At 40.8% G+C, this 20,504-nt stretch carries 17 protein-coding genes; 5 read left to right on the plus strand and 12 right to left on the minus strand.

All coding sequences use genetic code 11. From position 1 onward, the window contains the following. Positions 1 to 620: 620 nt before the first annotated feature. Positions 621 to 1,478, minus strand: a complete 858-nt coding sequence (locus AAEU30_RS18150; protein ID WP_421961749.1) for a tetratricopeptide repeat protein — start codon at positions 1,476 to 1,478, stop codon at positions 621 to 623. A gap of 85 nt (positions 1,479 to 1,563) precedes the next feature. Here AAEU30_RS18150 and AAEU30_RS18155 point away from each other — a divergent pair, with 85 nt between their 5' ends. Then, a complete protein-coding gene (locus AAEU30_RS18155) occupies positions 1,564 to 2,874 on the plus strand; it encodes a M20 metallopeptidase family protein (RefSeq protein WP_421961750.1) in 1,311 nt (436 codons plus the stop codon). A gap of 13 nt (positions 2,875 to 2,887) precedes the next feature. Here AAEU30_RS18155 and AAEU30_RS18160 read toward each other — a convergent pair whose 3' ends face one another. The 4 genes from AAEU30_RS18160 to pomA form a co-directional block, all read right to left on the minus strand. After that, positions 2,888 to 4,798: a DNA topoisomerase III gene (locus AAEU30_RS18160; protein ID WP_421961751.1), complete on the minus strand. Its 1,911-nt coding sequence runs from the start codon at positions 4,796 to 4,798 to the stop codon at positions 2,888 to 2,890. A 51-nt stretch (positions 4,799 to 4,849) separates the two neighbouring features. Beyond that, the gene (locus tag AAEU30_RS18165) at positions 4,850 to 5,335 is read right to left on the minus strand and encodes a hypothetical protein (protein ID WP_421961752.1); all 486 of its coding nucleotides are present in this window, start codon (positions 5,333 to 5,335) and stop codon (positions 4,850 to 4,852) included. Between the two features lie 152 nt (positions 5,336 to 5,487). Continuing rightward, positions 5,488 to 6,408: a flagellar motor protein MotB gene (locus AAEU30_RS18170; RefSeq protein ID WP_421961753.1), complete on the minus strand. Its 921-nt coding sequence runs from the start codon at positions 6,406 to 6,408 to the stop codon at positions 5,488 to 5,490. A gap of 2 nt (positions 6,409 to 6,410) precedes the next feature. Next, positions 6,411 to 7,178, minus strand: coding sequence for a flagellar motor protein PomA (pomA, locus tag AAEU30_RS18175; RefSeq protein ID WP_087530951.1), 768 nt, complete (start codon positions 7,176 to 7,178; stop codon positions 6,411 to 6,413). 302 nt (positions 7,179 to 7,480) lie between these two features. On the opposite strand from pomA, the gene AAEU30_RS18180 reads away from it, so the two are divergent. The 4 genes from AAEU30_RS18180 to AAEU30_RS18195 all read left to right on the plus strand — a co-directional run bounded on the left by AAEU30_RS18180 (position 7,481) and on the right by AAEU30_RS18195 (position 12,976). Then, positions 7,481 to 7,723: an exodeoxyribonuclease VII small subunit gene (locus AAEU30_RS18180; RefSeq protein ID WP_421961754.1), complete on the plus strand. Its 243-nt coding sequence runs from the start codon at positions 7,481 to 7,483 to the stop codon at positions 7,721 to 7,723. A gap of 3 nt (positions 7,724 to 7,726) precedes the next feature. Next, positions 7,727 to 8,614, plus strand: coding sequence for a (2E,6E)-farnesyl diphosphate synthase (ispA, locus tag AAEU30_RS18185; RefSeq protein ID WP_421961755.1), 888 nt, complete (start codon positions 7,727 to 7,729; stop codon positions 8,612 to 8,614). Between the two features lie 104 nt (positions 8,615 to 8,718). Next, positions 8,719 to 10,584 (plus strand): 1-deoxy-D-xylulose-5-phosphate synthase, encoded by a 1,866-nt coding sequence (gene dxs / locus AAEU30_RS18190; protein WP_421961756.1) that lies wholly within the window; start codon positions 8,719 to 8,721, stop codon positions 10,582 to 10,584. A gap of 256 nt (positions 10,585 to 10,840) precedes the next feature. Continuing rightward, positions 10,841 to 12,976: a hypothetical protein gene (locus AAEU30_RS18195; RefSeq protein WP_421961757.1), complete on the plus strand. Its 2,136-nt coding sequence runs from the start codon at positions 10,841 to 10,843 to the stop codon at positions 12,974 to 12,976. Between the two features lie 108 nt (positions 12,977 to 13,084). On the opposite strand, the gene AAEU30_RS18200 is transcribed toward AAEU30_RS18195, so the two are convergent. From AAEU30_RS18200 to AAEU30_RS18230, 7 genes are all read right to left on the minus strand, one after another. Next, the gene (locus AAEU30_RS18200) at positions 13,085 to 16,171 is read right to left on the minus strand and encodes a two-component regulator propeller domain-containing protein (RefSeq protein ID WP_421961758.1); all 3,087 of its coding nucleotides are present in this window, start codon (positions 16,169 to 16,171) and stop codon (positions 13,085 to 13,087) included. Between the two features lie 30 nt (positions 16,172 to 16,201). After that, positions 16,202 to 16,687 carry a phosphatidylglycerophosphatase A family protein gene (locus AAEU30_RS18205; RefSeq protein ID WP_421961759.1) on the minus strand — a complete coding sequence of 162 codons (486 nt, stop codon included), beginning with the start codon at positions 16,685 to 16,687 and terminating at the stop codon, positions 16,202 to 16,204. Then, entirely contained in the window at positions 16,684 to 17,658 is a 975-nt protein-coding gene (thiL, locus tag AAEU30_RS18210) for a thiamine-phosphate kinase (RefSeq protein WP_421961760.1), read from the minus strand. Before thiL ends, AAEU30_RS18205 begins: the two co-directional genes overlap by 4 nt. A 45-nt stretch (positions 17,659 to 17,703) precedes the next feature. After that, entirely contained in the window at positions 17,704 to 18,114 is a 411-nt protein-coding gene (gene nusB / locus AAEU30_RS18215; protein ID WP_087530958.1) for a transcription antitermination factor NusB, read from the minus strand. A 15-nt stretch (positions 18,115 to 18,129) separates the two neighbouring features. Further along, positions 18,130 to 18,594: a 6,7-dimethyl-8-ribityllumazine synthase gene (gene ribH / locus AAEU30_RS18220; RefSeq protein WP_087530959.1), complete on the minus strand. Its 465-nt coding sequence runs from the start codon at positions 18,592 to 18,594 to the stop codon at positions 18,130 to 18,132. An 81-nt stretch (positions 18,595 to 18,675) separates the two neighbouring features. Continuing rightward, positions 18,676 to 19,788 carry a bifunctional 3,4-dihydroxy-2-butanone-4-phosphate synthase/GTP cyclohydrolase II gene (gene ribBA, locus AAEU30_RS18225; protein ID WP_421961761.1) on the minus strand — a complete coding sequence of 371 codons (1,113 nt, stop codon included), beginning with the start codon at positions 19,786 to 19,788 and terminating at the stop codon, positions 18,676 to 18,678. 45 nt (positions 19,789 to 19,833) lie between these two features. Beyond that, entirely contained in the window at positions 19,834 to 20,487 is a 654-nt protein-coding gene (locus AAEU30_RS18230; protein ID WP_421961762.1) for a riboflavin synthase, read from the minus strand. Positions 20,488 to 20,504 lie beyond the last annotated feature (17 nt).

Consider the following 20,504-nt stretch of genomic DNA (forward strand, 5'->3'; position numbering starts at 1 on the left):
ACAGCTCAATGAATTCTGAATTTATTTAATATCTTTCGATATTGAATTGACTGTGCTGAATAATTACTAAAAGTAATTATTCTGTTGGTCACTCAGTTTCAATTGAGACTCTAAATTTTTTGCCTTACTTAGCGAACTAAGCTTGGCTGTTAGAACTCAATCTGTACGAGTGCCCACACAGATGATTGCTTTATATTGTTAAAGAACGTTGCGATTAAAGCGCTTTGCTTTATCTCGCTAGGGCTGCGCATGTTACGCTTCCCTATTTTTTTGTCAACACTTAATTTAAACTTTTAAAAAATCTAAACTCAAGTTTTACTCGACTTACTAAGTGACTTGCTTGCCTCGCTAAGCGTTGCCTGCTCTGCCGTCTCAGTGGGGTCGCATTATAGGGAGAACAGATTTTTACGCAAGCGTTTTTAGTCAGAAACTTAAAAAAAGAATCTGTTCGTTTGAAAAACAAACTAAAACACCTAAAAGGCGTCATTAACTGATTAAAATATCAGCAAGTATTTCTCGAGAGGAATTTAAGTATTATCTAATTTTTGTATTTATCAAGTTTTAGATATAAAAAAGCGCCATTAATTAACAGCGCTTGGGTTTATGATACTTAAAATTGATTAATACAGGATACTGTAGAGCTTTCTTCTGTATTTAGCTGCTAAGCTATCACCATCAGGTAATGATGCTATAACTGCAAGATAGGTTGCTTTGGCATCTGCAAAGTTTAAGTCTTTCTTTAAAATACTAAACAATGTTTCTAATGCCTCTTCTTTACGCCCTGCTATGTCAAGTGCAGTAGCTAGCTCAACTTTAATCTCTAAATCATTCGGATGCTGCTCTGCTTTTAATTGCAATGCTTTTATCTCTGGCGAATCGGTCGCTTCAAGCGCTTGTTCGTACTTAGCACGAATATTTGTGTAATACGCATCACGCTCACTTTCACCAACTGTATCAAGTAAAGCTTGAGCATCATCTAGTTTATGAATTTGAATACAAATATCTGCTAGCACTAATTTAATACGTGCATTAGTCGTATCTAGTTCGTAAGCCTGCTTTGCAAAATTAAATGCACTATTTAAATCTTGCGCAACGAGAGCTTGCTTTGCTTGTTCTAATAATAACTCATGTTGTGCCGGTAAGTGCTTTGATAAAACGTCTCTAACTTGTTGCTCTGTTTGCGCACCAGGCAACATATCTACCGGAGCGGAGTCTTTTAAAAACACAAGTGTTGGTAGTGTTTGCAAGCCTATTTGCTGAGCTAATTGAGCTGCTAACTGTTGCTCTACATCGCAATCAAGTGTCGCAACAAGTAAATGCTCGCCATATTCACTAGCTATTTTATCTAAAATAGCAGCTTGCGACTGACACTCAGGGCTTTGTGCCGAATAGAAACTAAGCAGAACAAGTTTTTCTTGAGAAGTTTCACCTAATACTTGCTGAAGGTTTTGTGGATTAACATTTACCATATTATTCATTGCGATTGATTGCCATATCAGACTATTTAGGGTTTTATATGGTGTCGATAACAATAATTACAAGCCACGAGCTAAAAGGTCTTTTATGAAATTTCACAAAGTATATGCCGTATTACTTTTTATTAGCCCGTTAACAGGTGCCACAACGTTAGAGCTGGACCTAGATAAAACCATGCCCGCTATCGAAAAGTTGTATTTAGATTTGCATCAGTCTCCCGAGCTTTCATATCACGAGAAACAAACAGGTCTAAAAATTACTAACAAATTAAAACAGCTTGGTTTTAAGGTAACTAACAATGTGGGTGGCTTTGGTGTTGTGGGTGTTTACGAAAACGGAAATGGTCCAACAGTGATGATCCGCACGGATACTGATGGCCTGCCTATTACTGAGCAAACAGGCAAATCATATGCTTCAAAAATCACGGTAGTAAATGACGGTGGTGCTAATGTGGGTGTTATGCATGGTTGTGGTCATGATATTCATATGAGTTCGTTTATTGGCACGGCGCAACAACTCGTTATGCATAAAGAATCATGGCAGGGAACATTAATGATGGTCGCGCAACCTGCTGAAGAAGTCGGTGGTGGTGCAAAAGCGATGCTAAAAGAAGGCCTATTCTCTAAATTCCCTACTCCTGATCATGTAATTGCCTTACATGTCAGTGCTAGCGTTCCTGCTGGAAAAGTGAGTATGAAAAACGAGTACACTATGGCAAGTGTTGATTCTGTTGATATTACAGTAAAAGGTAAAGGTGGCCATGGCGCTTACCCACACACGACTATCGACCCTGTGGTTATTGCCTCACGTATAGTCTTAGCATTACAAACCATTACTAGTCGTGAACTTTCGCCATTAGAGCCATCTGTAATAACTGTGGGATCTATTCATGGGGGCTCAAAACACAATGTGATCTCTGATCAAGTAAAGCTACAACTTACGCTGCGCAGCTATAACCCAGAAGTACGTTTACAACAAATTGCAGCGATAAAGCGAATTTCCCAAGGCATTGCATTAAGTGCAGGCTTAGACAAGTCGCTCATACCACAAGTATATGTTCATGAAGATGAGTCAATTCCATCAACATATAATAACCCAGAGCAAACAAATATTGTACGCAATGCTATTAGCTCGGCTATTGGTAAAGGGAACGTGTTAGAAACAGAAGCGGTTATGGCTGGTGAGGACTTTGGTTTATATGGTCGCACAGAACAAAACATTCCTATTACTTTATTTTGGCTAGGTGGTGTTGAACAAGCACAATATGCTGCGGCACAAAAATCAGGTGAAACTCTACCGTCATTACATTCGAGTAAGTTCGCTCCTGATTACAAAGTTGCCTTACCAACAGGCATTAAAGCGATGAGTAACGCAGCCGTTGCGCTTTTTAATAACTAAATCGACTTTGTAACTAGGCCGATTTTGCTTTTGGTTTAGCCTTTCTTTTAAAACGTCGCTTTTGCGGCGTTTTTGGTAATTGTGCAAAGGCTTGACTATTACATTGCCCTGCTTCGCCGATAAAGTGTGCTAAATCGTTTAATAACGGAGTTAAAAACTGTTGGTAGCTCATACGTTGATCTGCAATGTCACCTAATGAGGCTTCCCATTTTGCCGTTAAATCTGGACTCGCTAAGCCTTCAGGTAATACACCTATGAGTGCTTTTCCTGTTTCTGTAGCTAAAATAGTTTTACCTTGGCGTTGTAAAAATCGGCGTCTGAATAATAATTCTAAAATACCTGCCCGCGTTGCTTCTGTTCCTAAGCCATCAGTATCTTTGAGAATTCTTTTGATATCTGGGTTTTTTACATAACGGCTTATTCCGGTCATAGCACTTAACAAGGTTGCATCGGTAAAATGTGCAGGCGGAGTCGTCATTTTATCAACCACTTCGCCATGGCTACAGTCAAGTATTTGCCCTTTCACTAATGGCGGTAAAGTTTGCTGATCTTTAAGCTCTGATTTACCCATTAGCACTTTAAAACCTAAGCTGACCTCTTGCTTTGCATTCACTTTAAATAAACCACCAGCAATAGTTACCTCAACCTTAGTTTCATTAAATATGTAGTCAGGGTAAAACTGGATGAGGTAATGCCGACAGACTAAGCTATAAACCTTTGCTTCATCTGAACTTAAGCTTGCCGATTTTAATTGTTTAGCGGTCGGGATAATGGCGTGATGCGCAGCTACCTTTGCATCATTAAAACATTTACTACGTTTACTGGTATCAGCCTGACTACAATGCGCTTCATTTTGCCCACCGTTACTGGCAATCGCTTTTACAATACTTGCAGCTTCACGGTGGTGATCTTTTGGTAGGTAACGGTTATCTGAGCGAGGATAAGTAATGAGCTTATGGCGTTCATATAACGTTTGGCAAATATCCAACACTTTTTGTGCTGGCATCGTGAACGCTTTCGCTGCATCTATTTGCAGAGCTGATAAATTATACGGTAAAGGAGCTTGTTGTTTTTTCTGCTTTTGCTCAAGTGCTGTAACCTCCCCCTCTTTCCCTGTTATTCTTGATACAACATTTTGTGCAAGGCCTCGGTGTAGTACTCGTCCCTCTTCATCTTGATAAGGTTCACATGCTTTGCTTGGTTGCCACTTAGCAGTGAAACTATGTTGCTCCCCCGTATTTAAATGAGCAAACACCTCATAAAATGGTTTTGCTACAAAATTAGCAATTTCATTATCGCGGTTAACCACTAACCCTAAAATAGGTGTTTGTACACGCCCAACAGAAAGCACATTACCAAACCCCGCTTTTTGACCAGCCAAGGTATATGCACGGGTTAAGTTCATACCAAACAACCAATCTGCACGGGAGCGCGCCAATGCGGAAACACTGAGTGGAATAAAATCACGATTGCTGCGCATACTTGTCAACGCTTTCTTTACCGCACTAATATTTAAATCGCTGATTAGTAAACGTTGAATTTGCTGTTTTTTTGATTGAGATAGTTTGACTTGGTCGATAACCTCATCAACCAACAGCTGTCCTTCACGATCTGGATCACCTGCGTGCACCAATTGATCTGCTTGTTTAATTAGCTTTTTTAAAACAGTGAGTTGCTTACGAGTTTTAGGTTTAGCTTTTAATTGCCATTGCTCAGGGACGATAGGTAAATCATCAAAGCGCCATTTTTTATATTGCTCGTTATAATCGTCAGGTTCAGCTTGTTCAAGCAAGTGGCCAATGCACCAAGAAACGCAATCACCATTAGCAACTTCAATATAACCATCATGCTTTTTCTGTGGTTTAGGTAAAGCGTCGGCAATAGCACGACCAAGGGAAGGTTTTTCAGCAATGTATAATTTCACACTTGCACCATAACAACTGTTTATATAAACAGTATATTAGCACAAGAAAATTTACTGGGAAATATTAACCTGAGGTTTGCGCAGTAAGATATAAATCAGTGGTAAATAGCACACGACTACTGTAGCAATGTTAATGACTGGTAGAAGAGTTTTGTACATCATGGTGCTATAGGATAAATCCCAAAGGTGGCGGTCAACTAAACGAAATAACTGTAAGATTGGCGCCCCCAAAACAACAAGCTGACCAAGAACACTTTGCCAAAGATAAACTTTATCTTTTATTCCTAGGTATGCAATTAAAGCCATCCACGCCAAATCATTAAATGCCCAGATAACATAACGCCAGATATAGGGTTCATCCAACTCTCTTAGCGTTGAATATATTAAAGTGCCATACAAAAAGAAGGCAGCAGTAATCAGCGTAAAACGAAATGCTGGCCAATCTTTACGAAAGTAAAAAATTAGGATCGCCGGGCTAAGAATAAAAACCCAGCTGTTACTTAAAAAAATTCGAATTTCAACAAACCAATCAGGCAAAATCAAATTACCTTAATCTGTTTTATCGTCATCACCACCATCACCATTACCCGGCATATAGCTATATTTATCAATCTTTTTCATAAGTCACTCCGTTACACTTGTTAAGGAGCATTTACTTTATGCTAAAATCGGTACTTTGCCAAGCATCATCACCTAACTTCGATTGGGTCGGACTCCTTCGCTTTACCCTGCATAATCGAAATTTCAACGCGGCGATTACGTCGTCTGTCGGCATCTGACTCATTTGGTACCAGAGGGCGCGTTTCAGCATGCCCTACAACGACCATTCTGCTCTTATCAAACCCCTGAGCTTTTTGCATTTCAGATGCAACCGCGACCGCTCGTTTTGAAGAAAGATCCCAATTATTAGTGTATAGCTCATTAGATACTTGAAAATCATCGGTATGGCCTGACACCGTAATTTCACCGGGGACATCTTTTAATAGAGTCGCTATATCTTGAATGATAGGCTTAAACCGAGGCTGTAAAAAAGCACTCCCTGATGGAAATGAGCCATTTTCACGAATACGAATAATGATTTGCTGACCTAACGATTCTAGCTCAATAGCACCATCCATGATTTGTTGTTCTAACTGCTGAGCTATCTTTTTCACTAATTCATTGACTTGCTCTTGATCCGCAGAGGCTGTGGCCTGATCTAATGCTTGCTGTTGAGCGGTACTTTGTGACTCACCACCACGCTTATTACCTCGTTGCTCTTGACGACCACCTGCTGAACTTTCATCTCCCGCCTGAAACTCAAGCATTTGTTGTGTCATCTCAACTGTTTGCTGCTGAATAGTTTCAATCGGTGTAGGCTCTGGTTTACCAGGGGTAAACTCCATTGCAATTACGGAGGTCCCTTTAGGAATATCTTTAACTTCTATTTTGTTTTGCACACCAAAAGCAAACTTCATCGAACCTGCTATTTGTTTGAACTTAAGTACATCCATTTCTGAAAATGCGAGCAAGAGTACAAAGAAGCACATTAATAAGGACATCAAATCTGCAAATGTGCCCATCCAAGCAGGTAAACCCGGAGGTGGACATTTACACTCTTGCTCAGACATGTTTACTCCTCGGTATCCACATTGCGCTTAGATTCGGCAAGGTAGTTTTTCAAGATACCCTCAATTACTTTTGGATTTTGGCCATCTTGAATTCCCAGTACAGCATCTAGAATAAGGCGCTGGTTCATTGCTTCTTCTTCTTTGCGTAGCTCTAATTTGACCTGAATAGGAATAGCGATAACATTTGCTAAGAATGCACCATATAAAGTGGTCAATAACGCAACAGCCATCGCAGGACCAATCGCTTTAGGATCATCCATGTTTGAAAGCATTGCCACCAAACCAATTAATGTACCAATCATACCCATAGCAGGCGCAATATCTGCCAATGCTTTAAACAACCCCGCGCCGGATTCATGGCGTGTGGTAGTAAGTGAAATATCTTTTTGTAAAGTCGCCCGCACTACATCAGCATCATGGCCATCAACTAACATATCAACCCCTTTGCGCATAAATGCATTGGGTATTTCAGCTTCTTCTAGGGCTAAAAAACCGCCTTTTCGTGCTGAATCGGCAAGCTCGACGGCTTTTTCAATTAACTCTTCAGGGGATTCAATTTTAAACATGAATGCTTTAGCGCACACTTTACCAATGCCTAAAAATTGGCCCATAGTGTAGTTTGACAATACGATAAAAATCGAGCCACCAAATACAATGACAACTGATGGCGTATTATAAAACATAGCAACTTCACCGTTACTACTTTGCACCATCGACATCACGATTAAGCCAATTGCTCCGAGAATACCTATAATGGTTGCTAAATCCACTTACCCCTCCAGAGGAATTGCTATTTTGCTACTTAAGGTAACAAACTTTTATTATTAACTGCTTATCGGCAAAACATTGAATTACTTAAATCATTTCGTTAAATAAATGATTTAACTTTATCGCCTATTATAGTGTCATTCTAATCAAACTACTCCATCCCGCAAGGTTTAAGCCTAGGTTCAGGTAATTAAAATGTCACGGTAAAGCCAAAATACATAAAAAAAATGCATCAGTCTTTGACCTAGTTTAGCATTCCCCCTAAAATTGGCCTCACATTTATATCATCTAAGTAAAATCCACTATGGCGACCAAAAAACCTGAAAACTTAAGCTTCGAGCAAGCACTTGAAGAATTAACCGTAATCGTCACAGACATGGAGCAAGGTGATTTATCGCTTGAACAATCATTAAAACAGTTTGAACGTGGAATAGCTTTAGCAAATGCATCGTCTAATAAGCTCCAACAAGCAGAACAAAAAGTGGCTATTTTAATGGGTAATGACCCACAGGCAGCGCTAAGCAATTTTAATGATAATGTGGAATAGTCGGTGTTAATAAAACAACAAATAAAATCTGCTCAACAAGATGTTGAAGCAACACTAAATCAATATTTTTCACAGCCTCTTGATACCGAAGATAGCATTAAAGAAGCCACTCACTATGGTATTTTAAACGGCGGTAAACGTATTCGCCCTTTTCTTGTTTACGCGACTGGGCAAATGCTTGGCGCAGATAAGCAAGATTTAGATGTTCTTGCGGCTGCAATTGAGTGCATTCATAGCTACTCATTGGTTCATGATGACTTACCAGCAATGGATGACGATGAACTTCGCCGAGGTAGGCCTACTTGCCATATTGTTTATGGTGAAGCACATGCTATTTTAGCTGGTGATGCGCTACAAACATTAGCGTTTGATTTAATCGCAAACCATGACTTTAAAATCCCTGCGAACCAACAAGTAAAAATGATTGCCGCATTAAGTAAAGCTTCAGGTATTGAAGGTATGGTAGGCGGACAAGCATTGGATATAGCAGCCACTGATCAAGTAATTAATTTAGCAGCGCTTGAGAGAATCCATAAACTTAAAACTGGTGCATTATTAAATTGTGCAATAACGCTTGGGGCATTAAGTGCACCGAGTGTTAATGAGCAAACCCAAAAGCAATTGACAATATTTGGCAATGCAATTGGCTTGGCTTTTCAGGTACAAGACGATATTCTTGATGTCGAAGGTGACACCATCACCCTAGGGAAACCACAAGGCTCTGATATTGCAGCAAATAAAGCAACCTACCCTGCTCTGCTAGGCCTTGATGGGGCTAAACAAAAAGCACAACAGCTATTAAATCAAGCACTCGAAGCTTTAGCAAAAATAGATGCCGATACTGAGCAACTAGAAAATTTAGCCAAATATATAGTTGAACGCAATTATTAAACATAGCTCAATAACAAGCAACTAAAGACGTACAAAATAACTAATAAACCAGAGTAATAATACGCTATAATAGTCTCTGGTTAGCGAAGGATGTATTAAAAATCATGACACTTGATAGTAGCAAGTATCCATTATTAGGTTTGGTTGACGAACCAACCCAGCTGCGTGATTTAGCGCAAGACAAACTACCTGCGTTTAGCGATGAGCTACGTGATTATTTACTTAATTCAGTTTCGCAAAGTAGTGGCCATTTAGCCTCAGGTCTAGGTACTGTCGAACTCACTGTAGCTTTACATTATGTCTATAATACGCCAGAAGATCGCTTAGTTTGGGATGTGGGCCATCAAGCCTACCCACATAAAATTCTTACAGGTCGTCGTGACCAGATGCATACTATTCGCCAAAAAGATGGTTTGCACCCTTTCCCATATCGCGATGAAAGTGCATACGACACCTTCAGTGTTGGTCATTCAAGCACTTCTATTTCAGCCGCTCTTGGTATGTCTATTGCTGCGCAAAAAGAAGGTAAAGGGCGCAAAACAGTAGCGATAATTGGTGATGGTGCTATCACTGCAGGTATGGCATTTGAAGCGATGAATCACCTCGGTGATGTTAAATCAGATATGTTGATCATTCTAAATGACAACGAAATGTCTATTTCTGAAAATGTGGGTGCTTTAACTAATCACTTTGCGCGCATTTTATCTGGCAGCTTTTATACTAACATCCGTGAAGGCGGCAAAAAGTTACTCTCTGGGGTCCCGCCGGTAAAAGAATTGGCCAGTCGCATGGAAGAGCACTTAAAGGGGATGGTGATCCCGGGTACTTTCTTTGAAGAGCTTGGGTTAAACTATATTGGCCCAATTGACGGCCACGATGTCACTATGTTGGTTGATACATTACGTAATATGCGTAATTTAAAAGGGCCACAGTTACTGCATATTAAAACGCAAAAAGGTAAAGGCTATAAACCAGCTGAAGCCGATCCTATTGGTTACCACGGCGTACCAAAATTTGATCCTGCCATTTCAAGCTTACCAAAATCAAAACCAGGTGCAGCAACGTTTTCAAAAGTGTTTGGTGACTGGCTTTGTGATATGGCAAGCGAAGACAACAAGCTAATGGCAATTACCCCTGCCATGCGTGAAGGCTCCGGCATGGTGCGCTTTTCAAAAGAGCACCCTGAGCAGTACTTTGATGTCGCGATTGCTGAACAACATGCTGTTACATTAGCAGCCGGTTTTGCTTGTGAAGGCTTAAAACCTGTAGTCGCTATTTACTCTAGCTTTTTACAGCGCGCGTATGATCAACTTATTCACGATGTTGCGCTGCAAAACTTACCAGTATTATTTGCCATTGACCGTGCAGGAATAGTTGGTGCTGATGGTGAAACACACCAAGGCGCTTATGATTTAAGCTTTATGCGTTGTATTCCAAATATGGTGATCATGGCCCCAAGCGATACCAATGAATGTCGCCAGATGCTTTATACAGGGTATCAATGCAATCAGACTGTTGCTGTACGCTACCCTCGAGGCAGTGCTGGTAATAGCGAAATTAATGAGCAAATGACCGCCCTTGAAATCGGTAAAGGTAGAACTATAAACCCTGGCAGCAAAATTGCTATTTTGTCTTTTGGTACGTTACTTGAAAACGCATTCTTAGCCACCGACGAGTTAGGTGCAAGCTTAATTGATATGCGTTTTGTTAAGCCTTTAGATACCGATTTAATTGATTCACTACTTAGCGATCACGATACCATCGTAACCCTTGAAGACAATGCTATTGTCGGTGGCGCTGGCTCTGCTGTTAACGAATATTTAGCTGCTATAAAAGCCGGTGTTAATATTCTTAATTTGGGTATTCCGGATGAGTTCATTAAGCATGGCACGCAAGAGCAAATGCATGATGAAATGGGATTAGGTCCACAGGGTATACTCAACAGTATAAAAAACTTTATTGCTAAATAGTCTGTTCTTTCAGTACATCCATTATTAATGCAACATCTAGGTTAACCAACAAAAGGAGCTACGGCTCCTTTTTCGTTTTCGACAACCTGATATAAATTTAAAATTATTTTTCATTCTTTGCATCCAATCACCGTTCTTACACGTTTACACACCGAGGTTAACTCGTGAGCAAAGCGTCCATACTTATATTTAAGTGGTTTTAAGTAAAACTCTTTGTATGTTCACATTTGATGGAATATTTAAGAAGGTACAAACTATGAAAACGTTCAACTCAAGCAAAATTTCTCAATCTATTCAGTCTCATTCAATGACAAGCAAAATTTGCTTATCTGCGCTTAGTCTAGCAATTTTAATAGGTTTAACTGGTTGTGATGGAGATGATGGCAATGCAGGCCCTGCTGGCATGCAAGGTGAAATGGGCGTCCCAGGTGATAATGGTAATGACGGTGTAGATGGTGCTGATGGCACACCAGGCTTTAATGCCGCAACATTTATTTTAGCGAATAACGGCACTGATAATGCTGGTACCATAGATCTAATAAACCAAAATGCAGCAAAATTAAAAACATTCAGTAGTGGTGCAAATGAAGGGGTTACTGTTGATAAATTAGGTAACCTAATTCAAGCAAGTGACTCCGGCAATGGTGCTATCAGTACTATTTGCCAAGTGCTAAGCCGTACTGATGGTGGCATGTTTAATACTGATCGTGACCGTACAATTACTGGCACAAATACCACCTTGGTAAACCCTAAAGGTATTCATGTATCAAATAAACGCGGGCTTATATTTGCAGCTGACTTTAATGCAATGCAGATCACTGTTTTTGGTGCAGCTGCATCGGGTGATGCAGCTCCATTGGCAAACACGGTAACCGATGCAAAGCCATGGGATGTAACATATGACGACAACAACGACCGCTTATACGTAGCACTAACAAATGGTGATGTTGCTGTATATGACTATTATGTCGAAGGCGGTTTTATGGCAATGCCGACCCGTACAATCACACCAAGTAATGATGCGGGTGAGAAGGTTTCAGTCAATATTCATGGTATCGCGTATGATGCCAAAACCAATAAATTAGTACTTTCAGATGTAGGTAGTGCCAGTGATGCAACGGATGGTGCCTTATTTGTGATCAATAATGCTTCTGTTGCAGATGGTAATACTAGCGTTGCACGCAGTATTGCAGGCCCGGCAAGTATGCTAGGTAACCCTGTTGATATCAGCTTAACGGGTAGTGATTTACGTGTTGCAGAAAAATCAAACGATGCAGTACTGATCTTTAGCAATATCTTTTCCGGTGCCAGCGGTGATATAAGCCCCGACAGTGTGACTGCTACTATTAAACCTGAATCTATTAGCGAAACTGTCATGCATAGTGACATGGCGGATATATCAGACAGCTATATGATTAATGTGCCACTGATTGGTGTTGCTGTAAGTAGCAATCCTGGAGCCGCTGGCCCAACAACAGGGCAAATATCTCGGTTAAACGCGCCCCTTACGAGTGAGCTTGGCAACTACAACGCCAGCCAATCAATCGAAAGTGTTGCTTTTGATAAAGCAGGTAATAGCTATACAACCTTTGATAACAGCACCACTTCTTCTGGTGGAATAGTGATCTCTAATAAAGTTGCTATGTATCGTGATGGTGAGGTTTACTCTCAAAGTCAAGATTCGGTGATTAGTGGTAATAATACAGGCCTTATCTCACCAAAAGGCTTGGATGTAGCATCAGACAGTGGCTTAGTCTTTGTTGCCGAAAATAATGCAACAACACCAGGAATTCTGGTGTTTTCAAACTGTACGACAGGGGACGCATCACCACTAATTACGCTCACACCAAGTAATAGCGCCCGCCCTTGGGATGTCGACTACGATGTTGCTACAGACAGAGCATTTGTTGCATTAACCAATGGTACAATTGCCGTTTTTGATGAAGTAAAAAGTAAATTGATGGCTGGTATGAGTGTAATTACAGGTGAAGACCGCCTTATCACTCCAGCAACCGGCGGCGCTGCATTTCTTGCACCAAGCAACATCCATGGAATCGATTATGATCCACTCAGTGATTCGCTAATCGTCTCCGATGTTGGCAGTGCTACAGACGCAACGGATGGAAAATTGTACGTGCTAAGTAACGCAGGTATGAGCTCTGGCTTGAATAATGTCAGCGTCAATATTGCAGGACCTGCCACCATGCTTGGTAATCCAGTTGATATTATGTTTACTGGTAATCACCTATATGTCGCTGAGAAATCAAATGGTTTAGTCATGCGATATGACAATATTTTAACTAGTCCTAGTGGTGATATAGCTGCGAGTTTAAGCTATTCATTCACAGCACCTGAATCTGTTGCTATTTTACCAACTTGGCTAAACCACTAACCTTCAAAAGCAGTTAAATAAACTGACTTTAGTTGGCCTCCCAATGCCTTAACGTCATACGTTAGGGCATTTCTTTTTACTACATGTAATGTACATAGGGAAAATTGACTATCGCATCCACACTTTTATATCTGCCAAGCCATTGGCTTGTAGTACACTAAGTTGCTGCTCAACATTACTTGATTGCTCAAATTCAAATGCATCTAATTGTGCATCAAAGGTAATATTTGCTACTCCATCACCACCGCGTTTTTTAACTTGATGCAGAGCCATATCAGCCAAGTTAACCGAGGTTTCCCAGCCTATCACTTGGCCACCCAACAACGGTAGTGGATAAAATGAAAAACCAATGGAAGCCGTTAAATTAATACTCTCACCATTAGGCAATTTAAATGAGTGTTCTGCGATTGCTTTGCAAAGCTCTGAAACATACTTATCTATAGCACTTCGTTTAAAATCACGTAGTAAAAGTAAAAATTCATCGCCACTCCAACGCGCTACGTAATCAGATCCCTGCGTGCGTGAGTTTAATAATGCAGCCATTTGTTGCAAGCAGCTATCGCCACCTATCGGACCATATGCATCATTTATTCGGCTAAAGTTATCAAAATTAATTACAAGTAAAACCAGTGATTTACCTTGAGCTTGTAACGATTGTGAATTACGTTGAAAGTGTTCAATATCTTTTGGCAATTGATCAAACAAGAAGCGGCGGCTCCTAAGACCTGTAAGCTCATCTGAGTGACTTACAAGCTTAAGCTGTGAGTTAACCTGGTTTAACTTATCATTTGCTTGACGTAGTTCACCTGTACGCTCTGTCACTAAACTTTCAAGTACAGCCTGTTTACGACGCTCTTGTTTTTTAAACACCCAAAACACTAAATAAAATAACAAGACAAAGGTGCTCGTTATCAATAGTCTAAAATAAACTGTTTCATCAAAACGTCGAGGAACAACAAAAGAGTACTCTGTTCGCTGAGCTTTTTGCCACCCTTCCCCTTGGCGTTTTGCTTCAAGTTGAAATAAAAATGCGCCAGGAGGTAAGTTAGTATAAATAGCTTCTCTACGGGTATTTGCATAGCGCCAATCACTGTCCAAGCCACTAAGACGATAACGGAACTCAATACTCGTTGGAGCATAATAATCAATGGCGGTATATTTTAATGTAACATCACGTTCATCGGTATCTAGGGTAGGGTTACGCCCTAATGCAGCCGTTGCCAATTTACGTAAATTAGTCGTCATGCTCTCTACTTTAGGCTGCAACGGTTTAATGCCAAAAAGTTCAATATCTTTTGGAATTTCAACTACACCTTGCAGACTTGGGTACCACATAGAATTACTTTGCTCAGCCACAGCATCATGACCTAAACCTGTACAACATTGACTTGCTTTACCATCTAACTGACGATCAAATGATGAAATCACTTGCTCGACTTTCAAACTTTCAATATCAGCACTAAACTGCTCTACTGGCATGCGATAAACCCCTTTCATGGTGCTTACCCAAATGCGTTTTAACTTTTCATCATAACGTAAACTAAAAATAGATCCATAAGGTAAGCCATCGGTAGCATCAAGCTGACGCCAATGTCCTGTTGTACTACGATAAAATAAGCCATCGTTTAAAGAACCTATCAAAATACCCACACCATCAATATGCAAAATACTAGTAACATAGGCACTATCTAATGATGTTTGGTCGCCTATTTTTTCAATCCCTCGATCAGTAAAGTAATAAGCGCCTTTACTCGTTCCTATCAAACCAAAATTTGCTTTATCAAGAACATAAGTAATAAATTTACTATCTAAAAAAGCATTATAGGCGAATGGCGTTATGCCACCATAACTTAACCGATACATGCCGCGACCCGTACCGACCCACAGCCCTCCTTTGCTTGAATCGCTAATAGCAAACACCGGATTATCTCTTAAAGCGCGGCCTGGGACTGCAAATAAACTATTGTTTTCATAAAAGAACACCCCTCTCCCAGTGGCTATATATAAGCGGCCACCATCAAAATGTAAATCATGTACGGCAGCTCTACCATATTGATTACTTGGGATTTTATTTATGAAGTTTTTATCTAAATCGAAGTAACCTACACCGCTGCGGTTAGCAACCCATAGCTGTCCATCTGGCGCTTGAGTAATAGCCATAACCGCTTCTGTCATTTGGGAAATTGCAGAGTGACGCTCTATACGACCTTCGTGAGCAAGCCAAAGCCCCTCACTAAAACTAGCAAGCCAAATATTGTTGTCACTATCTCTATATAAATCTGCAAACCAGATACTTTGATCTAACTGACTCGGCTCTACCCACTGCCACTCACCTGAATTATCTCTAAACAATAGCCTGCCATAAGTCGAAATCCACAATGCGCCATCTGAGTCACTCATGAATTTGTATACAGCAGTGCTATTAGCATTCGGTAAAGGAAACGGTCTTAGCTCATCATCTAAATCAAGGAAATAAGCGCCAAGCTCTGACGCCAAATAGAGGTTTCCCTCAAGCCAAGCTAAATCATGGATAATGGTTTGCGCTACACGCTCAGGTAATGACACTTTAGCGGTGAGCTCTAAACGCAGTTTTGCAAAGTCAGATGAAGAGTTAGTTAAACGAAGCAGTTGGCGCTCATTAACGAGCCAGATGCCTTCGGGTGATAAGGCTAATTGGCTGACAGAGCCCGCTATTTGTTTAACCGCAATCGCATTAACACTAGCTTTGAGCTGATTGTTATTGCTGCTTAGGTTGACTTGATTACGGGGAACAAAGTACAAACCATTTGCCGCAATCCAAATCCCACCGCGAGAGTCTTCTAGCACATCACGAACGGGTCCTTTAACAGTAAACTCTTGCGCAGCCATTGTTTGCGGATCTAATACTACAACGCCATTTTTAGTACCGACCCATAAATTACCATCACTATCAATGAGTAGCTTATTGATTCCATTACTAGGTAAGAAAGGACTGTTTAACGTATTGTAATTAGTAAAGGTATTCCCATCAAATCGACTCAAGCCGAACTGCGTACCCAGCCACATATAACCTTGCTCATCTTGCACAACACTTTTTAAGGACTGCGAAGGTAAGCCGTTTTGAATATTCCATTGCTTTACTACATAGTCGGTAATTGACGCACTGCTTGGCATACTGCAAAGCAGTAATATAACAACCAAAAAAAATCGCATCATAACGTCAATACCTCGTTGCAAAAACTAGGGTTAAAGGGGTAAGTAGCCTATTTTTAAAAGTGCTTGCACGCAAATTAATGAAAATATCCCCGCTAAAACATCATCGGCCATTATACCAACACCACCATGCATTCGTTTATCTAGGATGCGAATAGGGCCTGGCTTGGCAATATCAAAAAAGCGGAACAATAAAAAACCAACAAGTAAGGATTGCCAACTCAGTGCCGCACCTAACATAGTAATATAAAAACCGGCGACTTCGTCCCAAACGATCGCAGGGTGATCATGCACTCCCAAATCGTCAGCTGTTTTACCACATGCCCAAACACCAAATACACTAATAACAACAGCAAAAACTATTTGTAGCCACAGTGGATAGTGCATAGTGATAAAAATAAACGGCAATGCTGCAAAGGTACCAAATGTACCGGGTGCTTTAGGTGCGAGCCCTAAACCAAAACCCAAACCAAAAAATTGGTGTGGGCGCTTTAAATTAAACTTTGAAGGGTTACTCAAACCGGCTCCTTGGAGAAGTGTTCAAAGCCTGTTTCTTGATATTCAAGCTTTTCACCATCAAGCATCAACTCGATCTGCCCTTCACCACTTTTTATTTGGCCAATACAGCTTGCTTCAACTCCATATTGGCGCAGTTTTAATTCCAACATACTTTTATTATCATCTGGGACCGTGAACAAAAGTTCATAATCATCGCCATAATTTAAGATAAAAGGCAGTTGCTGTGTTTTATTTAGCGTATCACGCATTGCATCTGAGGTCGGCACTTTATCCACGTTGATATGCGCGCTTACTTGAGACATTGCTAAGATATGGCCTAGATCAGCCATTAAGCCATCTGAGATATCAATAGCAGCTGAAGCCGCTCCTCTTAGCACTTGCCCTGCAGCCACTCGTGGCGTAGGGTAGTCAAAGCGTTGATTAATATAACGAAGGTGCTCTGGTGCAACATCGAAGCCTTGCTTACGCGCCTCAATGGCTAGCCCCGCATCCCCCAAGGGACCGGTAACATAAATCCAATCACCGACCTTTGCGCCACTGCGTCTTAATGCAGTACCTTGTGGAATGGTGCCTTTTGCACATATAGTAATTGATAGTGGACCTTGAGTAGTATCACCACCAATTATTTGTACATTAAAATATTCGGCAATTTCATGCATGCCTTCGGTGAACTCTTCGAGCCATTCAACATCAATATTAGGTAATGTTAGTGCAACAGATACCCAAGTAGGCTCTGCGCCCATTGCAGCTAAATCACTTAAGTTAACCGCTAAAACGCGATGCCCTAAAGCGCGAGGAGAGATATCATCAAAAAAGTGTACGCCACTCACTAAGGTATCAGTGGTTACTGCCAGCTGGCAGTTCTCAGGTACAGTTACTAAAGCGCAGTCATCGCCAATTCCAAGGTTTACATCACGACGTGTAATGCCACGACCTTTAAAGTAGCGGTTAATTAATTCAAATTCCTTCATACACAAAAAAGCCGGCCTATGCCGGCTCTCCTTTTAGCAGTAAGATTACTTACGTAATTGCTTAACTGCTTTATCTAATACACCATTGACAAACTTATGGCTGTCTTCTGCGCCAAAGATTTTAGCAAGCTCAATACCTTCATTGATTGCTACTTTGTATGGTACATCTTCGCGGAATTTTAGCTCATAAGCGCTCAGACGTAAGATCGCCTTTTCAACCATATCTAACTCATCAAATGGACGAGTAAGATGTGGAGAGACAGCTTCGTCTAGTTGCGTTTTATTTACAGCAACGCCACGAGCGAGATCTTTAAAATATTCAACGTCGATTTTAGTCACGTCGTTTTCGATCAACATTTGTTGTTCGATATCGGCAATTGCATTGCCACTTAGTTGCCAAGAATAAACGGCTTGAAGTGCTAAGATACGTGCTTTACGTCTTGCTGCTGGTTTCACAAAAATTCCTTAAACTTAAATTTTATCTAACACATTAACCATTTCAAGCGCACCTAAAGCAGCTTCGCCACCTTTGTTGCCCATCTTGGTGCCAGCGCGTTCAATCGCTTGCTCAATGCTTTCTGTGGTTAATACGCCAAATGCAACCGGGATATCATACTCAAGCGACACTTGCGCCAAGCCTTTATTTGATTCGCCAGCAACGAGATCAAAGTGTGGTGTACCACCTCTGATCACAACGCCTAAGGCGATGATTGCATCATACTCTTTTTTTGCTGCAACGCGTTTCGCTGCTAAAGGTAACTCAACCGCACCAGGTACATATACCACTGTGATATCGTCTTCTGATACACCACCAGTGCGCTTTAATTCATCAACAGCGCCTGCTAATAGGCTGCTACCAATAAAGTCATTGAAGCGTGAAATGACAATGGCAAATTTCTTGCCCGGAGCGTATTTATTACCTTCGATAATTTTCATTCGATAACCCTAAAAATAAGTTCAAGCGATTGCGCAAAAATTGCAGCGCATCATAGCATAAAAATAAAAAAATAGCCTAGCTTATTGCGGCTCTACATAGTCAACTACTTCAAGGTGGAAGCCAGAAAGTGCATGGTACTTTTTCGGTCGGCTCATCAAACGCATTTGTTTAATACCTAAGTCAGCCAATATTTGTGAGCCCACGCCAACAGTACGCGATGTACCTTGGAATTTACGATGACTAACACTTTCACCCACATCTTCTGCGGCAAATGCTTTTACTGTCGCTTCTAATTCTTCTGTGCATTCTTGTTTACCAAGTATAACCAATGCACCTTGGTGCTTTGCAATATAAGCCATGGCCTCTGATAAACCCCAGCTTCGGTCAGCACTGCGATCTGATAACAAAATATCATTAAAGGTACTTTGCAAGTGAACGCGCACAAGCGTTGGCTCATCGGCTTTAATTTCACCACTTAATAAAGCGTAATGGAGTTGACCATCAATGGTGTCTTTATACGTTACTAAGTCAAACTCACCATGTTGAGTAGGTAGTTTGCATTTAGCAACTTGCTCAATCGTGGTTTCGTTGATGTTACGGTATTCAATTAAATCAGCGATAGTACCAATTTTAATGTTATGTTCTTTAGCGAATATTTCTAAATCTGGGCGACGCGCCATGGTGCCATCTGCATTGAGAATTTCAACAATCACCGATGATGCCTCTAGACCTGCTAAACGCGCTAAATCACAACCAGCTTCTGTATGACCAGCACGCGTTAGGACGCCGCCAGGCTGAGCCATTATTGGGAAAATATGCCCAGGTTGTACGATATCTGATGGAACTGCACCTTTTGCAATGGCAGCTTGTACTGTACGCGCACGATCAGCGGCAGAAATTCCTGTTGTCACACCTTTCGATGCTTCAATCGACATAGTGAAGTTAGTAGAAAATGCAGCACCGTTATTTTTTACCATCAAGGGTAAATCAAGTTGCTCACAGCGCTCTTGCGTCATCGTCAAACAGATAAGACCGCGACCATGGGTCGCCATAAAGTTAATTGCTTCAGCACTAATATGCTCAGCTGCAATAATTAAATCACCTTCATTTTCTCTGTCTTCGTCATCCATTAAAATAACCATTTTACCGGCTTTAATGTCATCAATAATTTCTTGTGCGCTGTGTAAATTCATAATCTACTCATAATTAAGTTGTGGAGTGTATTGGGCTTTTTATTCTTACTTTATAAAACCAGCTTGAGCTAATAAGCTCATTGAAATATCTGAACCTGCTGGCTGTTCTGCACCTTTGATCAAGCGCTCTAAATAACGGGCTATTTGATCTACTTCTAAGTTTACTTGAGTGCCCACTTTAAAATCAGCAATCGTTGTTTGTTCTGCTGTATGCGGAACGATAGTGAGCTTAAATTTATTACCTTCAACTGCGTTAACAGTTAAGCTAATACCGTCTACACACACCGAGCCTTTGTAAGGTATATACTTCATTAACTCGGTATCTGTGGTAAGCCAATACTCTGTTGCACGAGCATTCGTTGTGATGCTGGTAATCGTCGCTATACCATCAACATGCCCAGAAACTAGATGGCCGCCCAAACGAGATACTGGCTGCATGGCTTTTTCAAGATTAACTTTTTGCCCTTGTTGATAATGTGCAAACCCAGTAAGGCTGATTGTTTCATTTGATAAATCAGCACTAAAACCATTATCGTGCTTAGCAACAACGGTCAAACAAACACCATTAGTGGCAATACTGTCACCAAGTTTAACGTCCGACATATCTAAGTCGTTGCTTTGAATACGAATAGCTAAATCGCCTTGGGTTTTTCGCAAATCGCTAATGACCCCAGTTGCTTCAATAATACCAGTAAACATAATGATTACTCTCAATA

Origin of the sequence: Pseudoalteromonas mucoides (assembly GCF_049257175.1) — a bacterium.
Taxonomy (GTDB): Bacteria; Pseudomonadota; Gammaproteobacteria; order Enterobacterales; family Alteromonadaceae; genus Pseudoalteromonas.

Coding starts and splice junctions, on each gene's coding strand:
- AAEU30_RS18150 (WP_421961749.1), bottom strand. CDS start 1,478: ATGAATAATATGGTAAATGTTAATCCACAAAACCTTCAGCAAGTATTA.
- AAEU30_RS18155 (WP_421961750.1), top strand. CDS start 1,564: ATGAAATTTCACAAAGTATATGCCGTATTACTTTTTATTAGCCCGTTA.
- AAEU30_RS18170 (WP_421961753.1), bottom strand. CDS start 6,408: ATGTCTGAGCAAGAGTGTAAATGTCCACCTCCGGGTTTACCTGCTTGG.
- AAEU30_RS18180 (WP_421961754.1), top strand. CDS start 7,481: ATGGCGACCAAAAAACCTGAAAACTTAAGCTTCGAGCAAGCACTTGAA.
- dxs (WP_421961756.1), top strand. CDS start 8,719: ATGACACTTGATAGTAGCAAGTATCCATTATTAGGTTTGGTTGACGAA.
- AAEU30_RS18195 (WP_421961757.1), top strand. CDS start 10,841: ATGAAAACGTTCAACTCAAGCAAAATTTCTCAATCTATTCAGTCTCAT.
- AAEU30_RS18200 (WP_421961758.1), bottom strand. CDS start 16,171: ATGATGCGATTTTTTTTGGTTGTTATATTACTGCTTTGCAGTATGCCA.
- thiL (WP_421961760.1), bottom strand. CDS start 17,658: ATGAAGGAATTTGAATTAATTAACCGCTACTTTAAAGGTCGTGGCATT.
- ribH (WP_087530959.1), bottom strand. CDS start 18,594: ATGAAAATTATCGAAGGTAATAAATACGCTCCGGGCAAGAAATTTGCC.
- ribBA (WP_421961761.1), bottom strand. CDS start 19,788: ATGAATTTACACAGCGCACAAGAAATTATTGATGACATTAAAGCCGGT.
- AAEU30_RS18230 (WP_421961762.1), bottom strand. CDS start 20,487: ATGTTTACTGGTATTATTGAAGCAACTGGGGTCATTAGCGATTTGCGA.